General features: G+C 51.4%; 15 protein-coding genes. 10 read left to right on the forward strand and 5 right to left on the reverse strand.

From position 1 onward, the window contains the following. Positions 1-389: 389 nt before the first annotated feature. The gene (locus ACI48K_RS19180; protein WP_475029234.1) at positions 390-1217 is read right to left on the reverse strand and encodes a polysaccharide deacetylase family protein; all 828 of its coding nucleotides are present in this window, start codon (positions 1215-1217) and stop codon (positions 390-392) included. A 166-nt stretch (positions 1218-1383) separates the two neighbouring features. On the opposite strand from ACI48K_RS19180, the gene ACI48K_RS19185 reads away from it, so the two are divergent. The 5 genes from ACI48K_RS19185 (at position 1384) to mobB (ending at position 5389) form a co-directional block, all read left to right on the forward strand. Next, entirely contained in the window at positions 1384-2079 is a 696-nt protein-coding gene (locus ACI48K_RS19185; RefSeq protein ID WP_475029235.1) for a dihydroorotate dehydrogenase electron transfer subunit, read from the forward strand. Then, positions 2076-3008 carry a dihydroorotate dehydrogenase gene (locus ACI48K_RS19190; RefSeq protein ID WP_475029236.1) on the forward strand — a complete coding sequence of 311 codons (933 nt, stop codon included), beginning with the start codon at positions 2076-2078 and terminating at the stop codon, positions 3006-3008. Before ACI48K_RS19185 ends, ACI48K_RS19190 begins: the two co-directional genes overlap by 4 nt. Positions 3009-3048: 40 nt before the next feature. Then, complete coding sequence (lpdD, locus tag ACI48K_RS19195; RefSeq protein WP_475029237.1) at positions 3049-3390, forward strand: prenylated flavin chaperone LpdD; 342 nt, start codon at positions 3049-3051, stop codon at positions 3388-3390. A 158-nt stretch (positions 3391-3548) separates the two neighbouring features. Beyond that, positions 3549-4829 (forward strand): molybdopterin molybdotransferase MoeA, encoded by a 1281-nt coding sequence (locus tag ACI48K_RS19200; protein ID WP_475029238.1) that lies wholly within the window; start codon positions 3549-3551, stop codon positions 4827-4829. A gap of 29 nt (positions 4830-4858) precedes the next feature. Beyond that, positions 4859-5389: a molybdopterin-guanine dinucleotide biosynthesis protein B gene (gene mobB, locus ACI48K_RS19205; RefSeq protein ID WP_475029239.1), complete on the forward strand. Its 531-nt coding sequence runs from the start codon at positions 4859-4861 to the stop codon at positions 5387-5389. A gap of 29 nt (positions 5390-5418) precedes the next feature. Here the strand turns inward: mobB and xerS are convergent, their stop codons facing one another. Genes xerS through ACI48K_RS19220 form a run of 3 tightly spaced genes read right to left on the reverse strand, consistent with a single transcriptional unit; the run spans position 5419 to position 7662 of the window. Continuing rightward, positions 5419-6507 carry a tyrosine recombinase XerS gene (xerS, locus tag ACI48K_RS19210; protein ID WP_475029240.1) on the reverse strand — a complete coding sequence of 363 codons (1089 nt, stop codon included), beginning with the start codon at positions 6505-6507 and terminating at the stop codon, positions 5419-5421. 22 nt (positions 6508-6529) lie between these two features. Continuing rightward, complete coding sequence (locus ACI48K_RS19215) at positions 6530-7189, reverse strand: spermine/spermidine synthase domain-containing protein (RefSeq protein ID WP_475029241.1); 660 nt, start codon at positions 7187-7189, stop codon at positions 6530-6532. A 50-nt stretch (positions 7190-7239) separates the two neighbouring features. Further along, positions 7240-7662: a MarR family winged helix-turn-helix transcriptional regulator gene (locus ACI48K_RS19220; RefSeq protein ID WP_475029242.1), complete on the reverse strand. Its 423-nt coding sequence runs from the start codon at positions 7660-7662 to the stop codon at positions 7240-7242. A gap of 203 nt (positions 7663-7865) precedes the next feature. On the opposite strand from ACI48K_RS19220, the gene ACI48K_RS19225 reads away from it, so the two are divergent. The 3 genes from ACI48K_RS19225 to ACI48K_RS19235 all read left to right on the forward strand — a co-directional run bounded on the left by ACI48K_RS19225 (position 7866) and on the right by ACI48K_RS19235 (position 10838). Further along, positions 7866-8321: a CBS domain-containing protein gene (locus ACI48K_RS19225; RefSeq protein ID WP_475029243.1), complete on the forward strand. Its 456-nt coding sequence runs from the start codon at positions 7866-7868 to the stop codon at positions 8319-8321. 35 nt (positions 8322-8356) lie between these two features. Continuing rightward, positions 8357-9613, forward strand: a complete 1257-nt coding sequence (locus ACI48K_RS19230) for an MFS transporter (RefSeq protein WP_475029244.1) — start codon at positions 8357-8359, stop codon at positions 9611-9613. A gap of 130 nt (positions 9614-9743) precedes the next feature. Continuing rightward, complete coding sequence (locus ACI48K_RS19235) at positions 9744-10838, forward strand: DUF3900 domain-containing protein (RefSeq protein ID WP_475029245.1); 1095 nt, start codon at positions 9744-9746, stop codon at positions 10836-10838. An 87-nt stretch (positions 10839-10925) separates the two neighbouring features. Here the strand turns inward: ACI48K_RS19235 and ACI48K_RS19240 are convergent, their stop codons facing one another. Continuing rightward, positions 10926-11852: an L-lactate dehydrogenase gene (locus tag ACI48K_RS19240; RefSeq protein ID WP_475029246.1), complete on the reverse strand. Its 927-nt coding sequence runs from the start codon at positions 11850-11852 to the stop codon at positions 10926-10928. A gap of 316 nt (positions 11853-12168) precedes the next feature. Between ACI48K_RS19240 and ACI48K_RS19245 the strand changes: the two genes are divergently transcribed. Both ACI48K_RS19245 and ACI48K_RS19250 read left to right on the forward strand, forming a co-directional pair. Beyond that, positions 12169-13329: a polysaccharide deacetylase family protein gene (locus ACI48K_RS19245; RefSeq protein ID WP_475029247.1), complete on the forward strand. Its 1161-nt coding sequence runs from the start codon at positions 12169-12171 to the stop codon at positions 13327-13329. Between the two features lie 101 nt (positions 13330-13430). After that, a complete protein-coding gene (locus ACI48K_RS19250; RefSeq protein ID WP_475029248.1) occupies positions 13431-14726 on the forward strand; it encodes a VPS10 domain-containing protein in 1296 nt (431 codons plus the stop codon). Positions 14727-14793 lie beyond the last annotated feature (67 nt).

The following is a 14793-nucleotide window of genomic DNA, read 5'->3' on the forward strand; positions in this document are numbered from 1 at the left end:
CCACTTCCATCGTAAAACGACCATAAAAAAAGGCCAACCAGAAATTCTGGCTAACCTGATAATACGAAGACCGCTATTTTAAGCATGAAGGAATGAGGTGTTTTGAGGACATCGTTGGCCAGGACAATGTAGACCAGACCAAACAATTTGTTCTGACGCAAATCCTCGAAGTCGATCCGGTACCTGGCCGGTTTTTTCTGCTCTGCTGTTATGATAAATTTTAGGGGGTGTCCCAAGCAATTTTGGGACCCCCCCTTCCATTTGCAATAAAAAGAATATTGAAGCGAGGAACGCATTTGGGAGCGCTTGGCATCCTTCTGGTTCTTTCTAATGAGCCCAAGCGGCGGACAAGAGCGGATTGAGTTCGATATTCTTTTTATATATTCTTTTTATTTATATTTGGTCGTCTTCAGCAGTTCCGACAAGTCCACGAAATGGTATCCCTTGGCCCGCAGCTCCTGAATGATCTCCGGCAGCGCCTGTACGCTGCCCCGCAGATCGGAAGTGGTGCCGCCTCCGCCATGGAGCAAGATGATGGAGCCGGGTCCGACCGTGCGCATGACATTTTGTTTCACCTTATTTTTGTCCAGTCCTCTCCAATCCTGCGAATCGACATTCCAATTCACCACTTTGTATCCGTGCCGTTTCACCCACTTGACCTGCTCCTCGTTGATTTCGCCGTAAGGCGGACGAATCTGCTTCGGCCTATAGCCGATGATCCCCTGGACAAGGACCTCCGTGCGCTGTATTTCGCTTTGAAACTGCTTTACGGAGCGGTTTTTGAATAAAGGATGGGAATACGAGTGATTGCCGATCATATGGCCTTCACGGTGGATTCTGCGTACGAGAGCCGGATGTTTTTTCGCGCGGCTTCCGACTACGAAGAAAGTAGCCTTCACACCGTTTTTGCTTAAAATGTCCAAAATCTGCGGTGTATATCGGGGGTCAGGCACGTCGTCGAAGGTAAGCGCCACCTGCTTGACCTCGGGTCCCCGGAATTTGAACGTTTCCGAATATTTGCGGCGCAGCTCTCCGAGATCAAGCGGTTTGGCCGATGTTTGCTTCGTATCCGATTTCGTACCCTGTTTCGTTTCCTGAGAAGAATCCTGTTTTTTCGTGCCGGACGCCGGAGTCCCCCAGGCATTGCCGCCGGCTATACCCGAAAGTATCGCAAGCGTTAATGTAGTAATAAAACATCGGCGCATCATATTGGGCATTTCATTACTCTCCTTTGTTCGGGTAACATGTCATGATTTGGTATGCCCCGATTCCTGTGAATTTATTAAATTCGTGAACCGGATGGCGTTTGTAAAAAAAGTCACAGACGTCCCTTCCGAAAACATGGTTTCTTTGATGGAGCAGAAATAGGAAAGAGGTGGGCAAATGGCGGAGATTTTATCTAATGAACAAGTTGCGCAGGGTGTGTTTAAGCTGACTATAGGCGGTCAATTTACCGGAAAAATGGGGCAGTTCTACATGCTTCGCGCATGGGATCGGTATCCTCTGTTGTCCAGACCGCTTAGCATTTTTGATCTTACGGAAGACCGGATTGAATTTTTATATCTGGTTGCAGGGGAAGGAACGGGCATTTTCTCGCGATTGCAGCCTGGGGAACAAATTGAGCTGGAAGGACCTTTCGGGAACGGGTTTGCCGAACCCCAAGGGAAAACCGCATTTGTCGGGGGCGGCATCGGGATAGCGCCCTTTTATTACGCGCTGAGATCGTTTCCGGACGCGGACGTTTATCTCGGCTATAGCCGCGAAGCTTATATGGCGGAGGAATTTCGCAAAGCTTCGCGCGGAAACGTCATCGTGGATATCGGCGGAATCATTTTGGATCAAGTGGACTTCCGGGCTTATGACACGATTATCGCCTGCGGCCCTCATCCGATGCTTCATGCAGTGCAGCGCAAACAGGAAGCTTCGGGCACGGCGGCGAAGGTGTACGTTTCCCTGGAGAACCGGATGGCGTGCGGTATCGGAGCTTGTCTCGTATGCAGCGTAAAATATAAAGACGGGCGAAAAAAGGCTTGCGCCGACGGCCCCGTATTCCCTGCGGAGGAGGTCGTGTTCGAATGATCGACTTGTCTACCAACATTGCCGGAGTTCATTTTAAAAATCCGGTAGTCATGGCATCGGGCACATTTGGGTTCGGCAAAGAATACGGTCAGTTTTATGACCTCAACCGGCTTGGGGGAATTTCGGGCAAAGGTCTGACGCTTCAGCCCAAGGCCGGAAATGACGGGATCCGGGTTTATGAGACCCCTTCGGGCATGCTGAACAGCGTAGGTCTGGAGAATCCGGGAATCAGCGCTTTTCTGCGCGAGGAATGCATTCGATGGGAAAAGCTTGACCTGGCCCGGATTGTGAATCTAGGCGGCAACACGCTCGAAGATTACGTCGAAGGAGCCAGGCTGATCCATGAGGATGCGGTCGTTCGCAAGCATGACGGACGTCAGGCCGTAGACATGATCGAGCTTAACATTTCCTGTCCCAATGTAAAGGCCGGAGGAATGGCTTACGGCATTAAAACGGACATCGCCCGCGAAGTTGTGAAGCAAATTCGGGCGACGACTTCCCTGCCGCTAGTCGTCAAGCTATCGCCAAACGCGGAGGATATCGTCGACATGGCGCGGATGTGCGAGGAAGAGGGAGCCGACGGCGTCTCGCTGATCAACACGTTCTCGGCGATGAAAATCGATATTTACAAACGCCGGAGCGTGTTTGACAATCTGTATGCCGGCCTTTCGGGTCCGGCGATCAAGCCGATCGCCCTTCGCATGGTGCATCAGGTGAGCCAAGCGGTATCGATCCCGGTCATGGGCATGGGCGGCATCAGCAGCGCCGAGGATATCATTGAATTTATTATGGCAGGGGCCGCTGTGATCCAAGTGGGGACCTTTAACTTCGTTAATTTACGGGCCGGACAGCAGCTGGTTGACGACCTGGAAGCCTTTATGCGCAAGGAAGGCATCAACTCCTTGGACGAAATCCGCGGAATCCTATAAAATAGGGACATCTCTCTTAAAGCAAAAGGAGGATGGACAAATGGATTTTAGCGACATCAAACTGGAACCTCTCGAGGTAGGCCGCGATCTGCTGCTTGTGATCACCGGAGGGGTGGCCCATATCGGAGCGGCTTCCACCGCTTATGCTGCAAACGGAACGATTGAGGTTCAGACGTCGGCGGTACCGGAGCACAAGGAGCATGTCCTAAGCGGCAAACTGGCGGAACGCGCCGCCGCGGCGCTCGGGAGAACGGTTACGGTCGTCATGGGCATCCATTACGACAATCTAAGCAAAGAAGAAATCAAGACGGTTTCGCAAATAACCGACCGGTTGATGGACGACTTTTTGTCCGCGCCGTTGCCGGGCCGTGAAACCCTATAATCGAGAAGCAGAACGGACAGGTTCTGCTTCTTTTTTGTGCCAAAATACGCTATAACAAATAAAGGCGCGATAATTATTTTGGAGTAATGAAAAGTGATGCGGCAAGAACATTTCATACGTTTGCCCTTTTCACGCAATAAATGACGGAGGATATACTCATGCATAATGAACAACCGGCAAAAACCGATTCAAAATTTCACCGAAAAGCGCTGTCCGTACCGGATGCGCAAGCAAAAGTACTACCATACGCCGTCCGCGGCGAGTTTGAATGGGTATCCTTAATGGATGCTCAAGGCCGATTTCTTGCGGAAGATGTGACGGCTCCTCATCCATATCCGCATTTTCGCCGCTCGGGTATGGATGGATATGCGATCCTCAGCGCGGACACGACGGGCTGCACAGGGACTCAGCCGGTTGAGCTGGAGGTCGTGGATGAAATTCCATGCGGTTTCCTGCCGAAGGTGGCCTTGACCCCCGGGAAAGCGGCTAGGATCATGACGGGCGCCAAAGTTCCCGATGAAGCCGATGCGGTCGTCATGTTCGAAATGACTGAAGCTTTTGAGCGGGAAGGGAAGCCCCATATTCGCCTGATCCGTGAAATCGGACAGGGCAGCAATATTACGCCGATGGGTTTTGAATTGGCGGAAGGCGATCTGATCTTGCGGCGTGGACAAGAAATTTCACCAGGTGAAATATCCGTTCTGGCCACCTTTGGCATTCATTATGTACCTGTTATGAAACGGCCGCAGGTCGCTATTTTTGCTACCGGTTCGGAGCTGCTTCGGGTGGATGAGCCGCTTCAGGACGGCAAAATCCGCAACAGCAACACTTACATGCTGGCAAGCCAGATCCGGATGGCCGGAGGCGAGCCGCATATCCTCGAAGCGATCGAGGACGATCTGGACTTGGCGAAGGCCAAAGTTCGGGAAGCTTTTGAACGCTACGATTTGGTGGTTACGACCGGCGGTGTGTCGGTCGGAGATTACGACATTATGGCCGATCTCGTTTCCGGCGGGCAAGTGGAAATGCTTTTTAACAAAGTGATGATGCGTCCGGGCAGCGTGACCACGGCCGCCGTGCATCAGGGAAAGCTGCTGTTTGCGTTGTCCGGAAATCCGGGCGCCTGCTTCGTGGGCTTTGAGTTGTTCGTAAGGCCGGCTATCGGGACCATACTTGGTGTTCCTAATCCGTTTTTGCAACAATTTGAAGCCGAACTGGCGTTTCCTTTTAAGAAGGTGAACAATTTTACCCGGTTTGTGCGCGGCAGTCTAAAAGCGGAGAGCGGAAAACTGCTTGCATATCCCGCTGCGCTGGACGAATCCAGCGTGATGATCACCATCAAAGACAGCGATGTCCTGATTGTGATTCCGCCGTCCCATCAAGGCAGGGAAGCGGGGGAAACAGTCACCGTTATAAGACTTCCGGGCAGCCGGTTTTAACTGCTAAGATCGTGAAGGGGGATGAAAGGATGCCGCCAGTCGTACAAATTGTCGGTTATAAAAAGAGCGGGAAAACAACATTGATTTCCCGACTGCTGGAGATATTTAAGGTCATGAATTTTAAGGTCGCCGTCATCAAACATGACGTACACGGATTTGTCGGAGATCAGGAAGGAACCGATACATTCAAGCTCCGCCAATCGGGAGCGGCGGCTACGGCCATTACTTCTCCGTGGCGGACGGCCGTGGTGGAAGAACGGGATGCGGCGCTAAACGAGCTCGTCGCTCGCTTTTCTTCCTACGACCTCATCCTGGTAGAAGGATTCAAGCGGGAGGCCTATCCGAAAATATTGCTGCTTCGCGGGCCTGAGGATAAAACGCTGCTAAGTGAATTAAGTGAAATTTGCGCGGTGATGAGCGGGGAAAAGGGGGAAGAAGAAACCGGCAATTTGGCCTCCGAAGCTGCCGTCCCTTGTTTTAGCTTTGATGAAGTCAAAGAAATCGCCGGTTTTATCCTGTCGGAGTTTCTTTCCGCACAGCAAAAAACTCCCGGCTTGTAGGCCGGGAGGGATCCTTACGAGCTACCCGCTTACGCTCCGGTTTCAACCCGGCGCTCGATGGCTTCGGACATCGTTTTATCGGTCAAATGAGCATATACTTCGGTTGTCTCCGTAGAGGCGTGGCCGAGCTGCTCTTTGGTTTTGTAGATATCGTTCTGCAGATAATAATCGGTGGCAAACGAATGGCGCAGCTTATGCACGGTCAGATAAGGCTTGCCGAACCGTTTGGCATATTTGATTATCATCGCCTGAATGGCCCGCTTCGTCATCCGCTTGCCTTCTTTTTGCCCGTTGGGAATGGCTACGAACAGGGCTTTTTCCCGTTTGGGCGTGCGGTACCTGGTTTGACGGAGGTTTGAATAGTGGGCTAGATCTTCCTTGGACTGTTCTCGAAAATACACCGGGGTTTTGAACGACTCGTCGTTATGCCCTTTTCGGAAAACATGGACCAGCTTGTTAGCCAAATCAAGGTCGGCGATGTTCAAATTCACCACTTCCGAAACGCGCAGTCCGGAATTCAAGATCAGGCTGACGATGCAGGCATCCCGTTCTTTGTTCAACTCATAGGCGTACAAAGCCTGCTTGTTGTCCTGAATCTCCCGGCCGTAACCTTCCGCGACATAACCGATGAACTCAAGCAGTTCGTCTTCCTCCAGAATTTTGCCTTTCAGCTTGGCGGCCGTATCCTTTGGCTTGTGAATCCGCTTGATTTCCACCTTGGCCATAATATTGCGTTTAAGCAAAGGATAAAAATTCTCATCTTCGGCAATTTGGCTTAAATAATGAAACATGGAACGAAGGGAGGACATTTTGCGGGAAACCGTCGTTTTGGAATTCGTACCTTCCGTCCGCGTCATCAAATGCAGGCGATAGCCGACGACGCTCTCCATATGAAGGACCTCCAGTTCCTGCAGCGAAATTTGCGCGTTTGTCTCGGCGACCGACAGCCCTTCGGCGCGCAGCCAGCCAAAAAACTGCTCGTAATCCCGCACATACTCAAGCAATGTAGAAGGAGAGAGATCGGGAAGCTTGTAATCGATAAACTGCTGCACGAACCAAGGCATGGAGACCAGCTTCTCATCCAGCCTTTTGCGGTCGATGCTTTTTTGAATGTTCATTCACGCCACCTCCGGCAGAGAACTATACTGTTACGAGAAAGATGTAATCCGGATCGCCGTGGGGTTGCGAAACTTCATGAATTTGCACGTTCCCGTAAAAGGCTTTCAGCCGTTCGGCGAACTCCGGAGAAGGGGTTGCGCTCCAAAAAGTGATGCATCCGCCCGGACGCAAGCGCGCCGAAAGCGATGTCAAGCCGTGTTCATCATACAGCGTTGCATTTCCGTCGAACACTTTCCAGTCGGGCCCGTTGTCGATATCAAGGCAGATCAAATCATACATTTCGCCGGTATCCTTTAACCAAGCAATGAGATCCGCGTGCACCAGCTTTGTTTTGGGATGGGCCAAGGCATTGGAAGAAACCGGGGACAGGACGTCCTGGTTCCATTCGATCACTTTTTGCTCAATTTCGATGACGGTGACTTCGCTGACGCGGGGATCAAGCAGGGCCTCCTGCAGCGAAAAGCCGACGCCGAGCCCGCCGATCAGCACCGAGCCGGGATTATCGGTCTTCTCAAGGGCGCTGCGAACCAGCAGCCGCTCGGATTCACCGTTATAGGTCGCCATTAAAAAGGTTCCGTTGCTGATGATTTCAAAATGTTCGCCTCTACGCTGAAGCTGAATTTCTCCTCTTGATGTAGAAGCTCGTTCAATAATTTCCACAGGCAGGTCATAATCATTCAAAGCAAGTACCTCCGAATAAAGTTGTCATAACAAATATTATGTTAACTAAGTCAAAGGGTCGCACGGTTGAACTTTTTCAGCAGTTCGCCAAAGGTCCGGGATTCCTTGTCGCTCCAGCTCTCGATACGCAAACGGATTTGATCCATCCGCGCTTGCTTATAGGCGAGATAATCTTTTCTGCCAAGGTCCGTGACTTGTAGAAAATAGGCTCTTCCGTCCGAAGGATCGGGCTGGCGCTCGACGTAGCCTTTTTGCTCCAATGCGGCGGCTTGCCGGCTTACCGTGGAGATGTCGAGATGGAATTCATCCGCGAGCGCTTTGACGCCAACGGACCCGTGAGCGATGATTTGATGAAGCAGAAGATAAGCGGACCGATCCAGATTGCCGATTTTTTTCGGCGTGGAAATCGAGGTGATCCGGCGATACAAAATGGCGATTTCGAGTTCAATAGTTTCCAGGGCTTGTTCATCCATGAAAGGTACCTCACAGCAAGACTTTTTATTAGCATATCGTACCATATACCCGATTCGTTTTAAAATCGCGGGCATACTGTCAATAACATATGATTGACAAGAATAGGGGAAGTAGTTGTATAATACAAACGCAATACTTTCATCATACAACTAGTTATTGCGGAAAGCTATGATTTATTCAGAAACCATTTAGGAGGATTCACATGCAAGCGCATGAAATCATGATCAGCCCCGTTTATAAGGTGAAAGAGACCGACACGGTCCGCTCGGTTATTGAAAGATTTATCCAATACCGGATCAGCGGCCTGCCTGTCGTCAATGAGCGAAACGAAATCGTTTCTTATATCAGTGACGGCGACGTTATGCGCTATATCGGCAAACACCGCGATGTCGTCGTAGACTCGGTGTATTTCGTTGCCGTGTTTAAGGGCGATCAAGAGGCCTTTGAACAACGCGCCAAGCGGCTGCTTGATTTGAACGTCAAGGAAATCGGCAAGAAAAAAGTGTACAAGGTATCCTGGGATGAAGATATCGAGGATATCGCCGCGATTTTGGGCAAGAAACAAATCAAAAAGCTTCCCGTTGAGCGCAACGGAGTGCTCGTCGGGATCATCAGCCGCGGAGATGTGATCCGGCATTCGTTCAAATCGCTGTTGTAATCGCATTAAATTTCATACCTGAAGGGAGTTCTTCCATGCCATCCACATCTTCTTCATCTTCAAACTCCTCATCATTGTCTTCGGATGGGGTACTCGCCGGGGAGGATTCCGCAAAATCCAGCCTGCTGAAGCAGCCCAGAGCCGTATGGGCCGTGTTTTTCGCATCTATCATCGCCTTCATGGGCTTGGGGCTGGTGGACCCGATTTTGCCGGCTATTGCCAAGGATCTGAAAGCCTCCGAAAGCGAAGTGACGCTGCTGTTCACCAGCTATAACGCCGTCATGGCCTTGGCAATGCTCATAACCGGGGCGATTTCCTCCAGAATCGGCATCAAACGGACTCTGCTTTCCGGTATTGTCATCATCGCTATTTTCTCTGCGGCCGGCGGATTGTCGAACAGCATCTGGTCGATCATCGGACTCCGCGGGGGATGGGGACTGGGCAATGCCTTATTTGTCGCCACCGCCCTTTCGGCGATTGTCACTTTGTCCAAGAACGGGACGGGCAAAGCGGTCATTTTATACGAGGCTGCGGTAGGCTTGGGAATATCGGTGGGGCCGCTGCTGGGAGGCTGGCTTGGCGCCATCTCCTGGAGAGGGCCGTTTCTGGGCGTTGCCTCACTGATGGTTATCGCTTTTATCGCGCTGAGTCTGCTCATGCCGAGGTCGGAGAAGCGGCAGGGAATCCGGCACACCTCGGTACTGGCTCCGTTTCGAGCCATGAAATACCGTTCCCTCGTCGTGCTTGGCATGACGGCCTGCTTTTACAATTTCGGATTTTTCACTCTGTTAGCTTACGCGCCGTTCGTCATGAATCTCGATGCACACGGACTGGGCTTCGTATTTCTCGGATGGGGCCTTTTGCTGGCGGTCACTTCGGTGTTTATGGCGCCGAAGCTCCAGGAACGGTGGGGGACGATCAAATCGATGTGCGCGATGTTGTCCATTTTTGCCCTGGTTCTGCTGGTCATCGGTATCTGGACCACGCATTTATGGGTGGTCATCGCCGCGGTGATTTTTGCCGGCGCGCTGCTTGGCAATAACAACACGCTGATCACGACAGCCGTGATGAATGCGTCTCCGGTCGAAAGATCGACGGCTTCGGCTGCTTACAGCTTCCTGCGCTTTTTGGGAGGCGCGGTGGCGCCGTTTCTGGCCGGCAAGCTGGCGGACTGGTTTAATCCGCATGTGCCGTTTATCGTTGGCGCAGGTTTTGTCTGCGTGGCGGTGCTGTTCATTCTGGTTAACCACAAGCACGTCAAACATGTCGATTTGGCGGAAAGCCATCATTAAAAGTCGGCGCCGTACGGCTTATAGTCACCCCGAACCGCAAAGGTTGGGGTGATTTTTCTTTTGGCATGGTATAATGAATCGTTATGTTTTGTCACCATGAGGTTGATTAGTAAAAGGAGTTTGCCCGCATATGAAATTTAACGTAAAGCACTTATCTTTCTTCGTGATTCAGGCGGACGGGAAGGAAAGCCAGATCAGCAAAAACTACAAGCATTACCAGACGCTGGACGGCTACGAATATTTGGACAGCGAGATCAAACCGTTTCTGGACGGGGAATTCAACCGGATCGCCAAAAGAAAGGTCGAGAAAAATCCGGCCGTTGAGCAGGCGCCCACCAAAATCGGGCGTTTTATCGTCGAGCCGGGCTATGAACTGGACAGCAACCCGAATTTCAACATGTTTGCCCGTTTGAGGGCGGCGGAGGACAAAGAGGATTTCAAAAACGCCTGCGATGATCTCGTGCGCGGTTATCTGGACGCGAGCTCGGTACGCGGAGGGGCGTTGATCGTCGTGCAAGCCGAGCTTGATAAATATTCGGAGGATCCGTTTATTTTCGTGCTCAAATGCGATTTTGAACCGAAGATCGCCCGAGTTTCCGATGAGCGCAGCTTGATCAGTCAGGTCGAGATGGCGATCAGCGCGCGGAACATGAAGTCCATTCAGTATCCCCATATGCTTGAAGAAGGCATGGTTGACGAGTGGGAACTGAAAATCCATCAGTCCTCCCACGCCAAGTATTTTGAAGATTTTCTGCGATTCGTGACCTATGAAATGTCGATTCCGGAAATCGTTAACGAGCAGGTTATGGAGTTCGTACAGACGTATGTGGAAACGAAATGGCCGGATGAGAGCCAGGAGGAACGCCAGCAGGTCGAGAAAGAGCTGGAGCTGTGGGCGGCGAGCGAAAAACGGGATCTGCAGGACAAATGGGAGCCGGCGCAGGTGGCCGAAGCCGCGGAGCGGATCGTGGAGATCAAGCCGGAAATCGAGCTCAAATTTCGCATTGGAGACACGCTGGTCAAGGGACGGCTCGCCGATTTCGGAGACCAGATCCATATCGCCAGATTGAATGGGCGTTACGCGGTCATCCTCGAAGGGGACTCCTTCACATTCGATAGAGCCTTTTCCCCGGTAGAGCTGCTGCAGCCCGATCCTTTCGAAGAGGTCGCGCAGCGGATTCTGGAGAAGAAAGTCGAAGACGACGATGATTTACCGCCATTTTGAGGGGTAATTAATAGCGTTAATCATGTCGTTACAAAAAAGCCCGATTCACCGGCTGGTTTAAACCATCCGAGGATCGGGCTTTTCGAATTACAAATCCAGCTTGGCGAGTTCCGCTTTCAGCTTGTTCGCCGATTGCTGGAACTGAACCAGTTCCTGATCGCTCAGTTCCAGATCAAGCACGCCGCGAACGCCGCTGCGGTCAACGATGCTCGGCACGCCGAGATAAACGTCGGATACGCCGTTGTAATCGGTGAGCAGGGTGGAGACGTTGAGGACGGAGCCTTCGTTTTGCAAAATCGAAACGATGATCCGGTCGAGCGCCAGCGCAATCGCATAGGAGGTCGAGCCTTTGGCGTTGATGATCTCATACGCGGCGTTTTTGGTGCTGTTGAAGATCTCTTCCCGGTCCTCATCGGAAAATTCCAGTCCAAGTCCGGCCACGTTCGCGAGACTCCAGAGCGGAAGCTCCGAATCGCCGTGCTCCCCGATGATGTGGGCGTGAATGCTGCGCGGGTTGATCTTCTTGTTCTGGCCGATCAGATATCGGAAGCGGGCGCTGTCCAGAATCGTGCCGGAGCCGATGACCCGGTTGGACGGAAAGCCGCTCTTTTTCAAAGAAACATAAGATAAAATATCAACTGGATTGGTTGCGACCAAAATGATGCCATGATCGTTATATTTGACGATTTCGCCGATGATGCTCTCAAAAATAGAAGCGTTCTTCTTAAGCAGATCGATGCGGGTTTCCCCGGGTTTCTGGGAAGCGCCGGCCGCGATCACGATGATGTCGGCATTGGCGCAATCGCTGTAATCGCCCGCCCAAATCTTGACGCCGCCGGTAAATGGCAGGCCATGGTTCATATCAAGCGCTTCGCCAAGCGCCTTTTCTTTATTCATATCGATCAGAACAAGCTCTGAAATGCGCTCTCTAAGCATTAAAGTGTAGGCCGTCGTCGAACCGACCGCACCGGTTCCGATAATGACCACTCTGCTGGGACGCAATCGGGTTTTCATTTCTTTTCATCTCCTTGAGTGTATTCTCCAAACTTTAGGTTACGCCACAGCCGGGATTCTTAATCCCGAAATCCGCGTTCGAAAGGGGCTTTTGCTCCCCATCCAAGCGAATATGTATAAATTCTTCTTTATTGTACACGAAACCATCAAAATTTAAAGTAAAATGCGGAAATTTAAGATTTTATCAATATGTTTACGTAATTAAAGTTATGTAAACTATTTGCGGAATGAGAACTTTGTAACCGGCAAGTAACCATTCTGTAAGGACGAATCTCTCACTTTATATTATTCTAGTAATATGAAAAGAGAGAGGAATATGGTGAAAGAGATGCCTTACCCAGACCTTGCAGATAAAGACCGGAAGCCGTCGAATACCGGTTCGAAAACGCCTTTGAGCACGAAGCTTATCATATCCTCCGCGCTGATTTTGACTACGCTTTCCATTATTTTAACGGCTGCGGCCGTTCAGACGGTCCTAAGCGGCCGATCGGGAGGACATTCGTCGGCAATGCTTCCGCCCAAACTAACCGAATCGCAGTCCAAACAAGCGGTGGCCGTTCAGACGAAGCTTAACTCAAGCTCCAAAAGCTCCGTTGTTTCGGCAGTAACCGGGCAAGGAAATCCGGTCCAATCTGCCGATAAAGAAGCAACGCCCGCCGTCACCGAGGGTCGGAAAACCGTCGATTCCGATCAAGTGGAGTCCGAAAACGAGGAATCCCAAAACAAGGATGTACCAAAAACGAACCTTGACTCAAACAGCAACAAACCAAGCGGTTCACCGGCCACCGAGGTCCTCAAATCGAATCCGCCTACGAAGACCGCTCCCGGAGCGAACCAGTCCGCTCCTCCCGTCAAGCCAGCGGTAACTAAGGTTGTCTATCTGACCTTTGATGACGGACCGAGCAAGTATACGGAGCAGATTTTGAAAATATTGGGCCGCTATAAAATTCACGCCACCTTTTTTATGATCGGCAACCAGCTTTCCGCCAATAAATCAAGCGTTAAAGATGTGGCGAAAGCCGGCAACTACATAGGATTGCACAGTATGACCCACAGCAAGAAAAAACTGTACGAATCCGGCAACTCCGCAACTTTTCTCAAGGAGTTCGCCCAAGAACAAAAGCTGGTGGAGCAAATCATCAACGTTACGCCTTGGTTAATTCGGGCTCCTTACGGCAGTAAGCCGGATGTCACCAAAAGCTTTCGGGACGACATTGCCGCAGCCGGCTATAAAATGTGGGATTGGACGGTGGATTCCGACGATTGGGAATATCCCGACTATCCTGACCGGATCATGCAGCAAATCAAACGCCAGACCCACCGCAAAACCGAAGTGATCTTAATGCATGAGAAAGCGCAAACCGTGAACGTTCTGCCTCAAGTCATCGAATATTTGGAGAAGCAGGGATACGCTTTCGCCGTATATAAGCCAGAGCAGCATTTTTCCGTCAACTTCGCTAAGGATCCGAGGCTGTGACCTCTTAATTCGACCTATGGTATAATAGTAGACATCGGTTTTCATAGACATCAGCAATAGACAGTCAGATGCGCAAAGCGCGAAAGTGAGGGAGTTCACTCTTGAGATTGTGGGGCAAGCTAACCGGCATTTTTCTTGTGGCATGTCTTCTGATTACGGCCTGCTCCGAAGAGCAGCCTCCTAAACCCGTACAGCCGCCCACCGCAAAGGCCGAGCAGCCTGAAGAAGGGCAGACGATAACCGTGCTTAACCCGGAGTCCTCGGAGAACAGCAGCCAGACCGCGGCGACTCCTTCCGCCGAACCTTCCAATAAGTACCTCATTCAGACCCGGTTGACGGATTTTCAACTGCTCAGCGCGTCAACCGGACTTGCTTGGGGCAACACAAGAAGCGAGCTCCGTTTGTATATTACTCAAGATAACGGAAAAACATGGACGAATATTTCTCCTGCGGCCACGGTTCAGTTCCCAAGCACGCCCGTATACGGCAAAGACATCTATTTCATCGATCCCGACCACGGGTGGATTGTCCGCAACGCGGCAGGCTCCGGGGATTCGATCGTGCTGCATACGACGAATGGGGGGACCACATGGAAGGTCGCCTCTTTCGCCGGTAACGACAAGGTCTCGGCCATGTATTTCGCGGATAAGGACCGCGGATGGATTCTCACGGCCAACGATGATTCCGATCGCGAAGGAAAAACATTGTTCGTGACCGAAGACGGCGGATCGACCTGGGAGCAGATCATGAGCAGCGAACAGCCGGTTGGCAGCGGTAAACTGACTCCGGTTATCCCTAATTCGGTTTATCCGGTTTCCATGGCGTTTGTCGATCAGCAAAACGGTTTCGTCAGCGCGATAAAAGCGGGGCTTCCGACGCTGTACGCCACGAAAAACGGAGGCCAAAGCTGGGCGGAAAAATCCGAGTTTTTCAATTTGGGCAAATACAGCACCTGCAGCAGTTTTACGGTCGGCAGCCTTAATTTTTTCCCGTACGATTTTCAAACGGGCTGGATTCCGGTTGGGTGCAGCAGAGGGAATTCCACGAAATTCAACGGTTATTTCACCAGCGACTCCGGGCAAACCTGGTCCGTGGTGCCTTTCCGGCTGTCTTGGCAGACCGGAATCAACGAAAAGCTGAATCCGACCTTCTTGAACGACAAGGAGGGGTGGACGATCCTGGATTCCACCGTTTATCATACGGTCGATCGGGGAGCCGACTGGAACCCGCTGCCCGAAAGCAGGAAGCTAACGGAGATCATGGCGGATTATCCCGAAGTCGTCAAACTCAGGTTCTTCTCATCCCGGGTAGGCTGGCTGTTGGTAGGCAAAGAAGACAAAAATCGCTCTTTGCTGCTGCAAACGAGAGACGGGGGAGTAAGCTGGCAGGTGTTGTAATTAATTGTTGAAGGTGCCTCATCCTCATAAGCCTCATAAACCTGAATAAAATAGCGGCATGTTACGG

Source organism: Paenibacillus terrisolis, from assembly GCF_056171975.1.

Coding starts and splice junctions, on each gene's coding strand:
- ACI48K_RS19180 (WP_475029234.1), bottom strand. CDS start 1,217: ATGCCCAATATGATGCGCCGATGTTTTATTACTACATTAACGCTTGCG.
- ACI48K_RS19185 (WP_475029235.1), top strand. CDS start 1,384: ATGGCGGAGATTTTATCTAATGAACAAGTTGCGCAGGGTGTGTTTAAG.
- ACI48K_RS19190 (WP_475029236.1), top strand. CDS start 2,076: ATGATCGACTTGTCTACCAACATTGCCGGAGTTCATTTTAAAAATCCG.
- lpdD (WP_475029237.1), top strand. CDS start 3,049: ATGGATTTTAGCGACATCAAACTGGAACCTCTCGAGGTAGGCCGCGAT.
- ACI48K_RS19200 (WP_475029238.1), top strand. CDS start 3,549: ATGCATAATGAACAACCGGCAAAAACCGATTCAAAATTTCACCGAAAA.
- mobB (WP_475029239.1), top strand. CDS start 4,859: ATGCCGCCAGTCGTACAAATTGTCGGTTATAAAAAGAGCGGGAAAACA.
- xerS (WP_475029240.1), bottom strand. CDS start 6,507: ATGAACATTCAAAAAAGCATCGACCGCAAAAGGCTGGATGAGAAGCTG.
- ACI48K_RS19220 (WP_475029242.1), bottom strand. CDS start 7,662: ATGGATGAACAAGCCCTGGAAACTATTGAACTCGAAATCGCCATTTTG.
- ACI48K_RS19225 (WP_475029243.1), top strand. CDS start 7,866: ATGCAAGCGCATGAAATCATGATCAGCCCCGTTTATAAGGTGAAAGAG.
- ACI48K_RS19230 (WP_475029244.1), top strand. CDS start 8,357: ATGCCATCCACATCTTCTTCATCTTCAAACTCCTCATCATTGTCTTCG.
- ACI48K_RS19235 (WP_475029245.1), top strand. CDS start 9,744: ATGAAATTTAACGTAAAGCACTTATCTTTCTTCGTGATTCAGGCGGAC.
- ACI48K_RS19240 (WP_475029246.1), bottom strand. CDS start 11,852: ATGAAAACCCGATTGCGTCCCAGCAGAGTGGTCATTATCGGAACCGGT.
- ACI48K_RS19245 (WP_475029247.1), top strand. CDS start 12,169: ATGGTGAAAGAGATGCCTTACCCAGACCTTGCAGATAAAGACCGGAAG.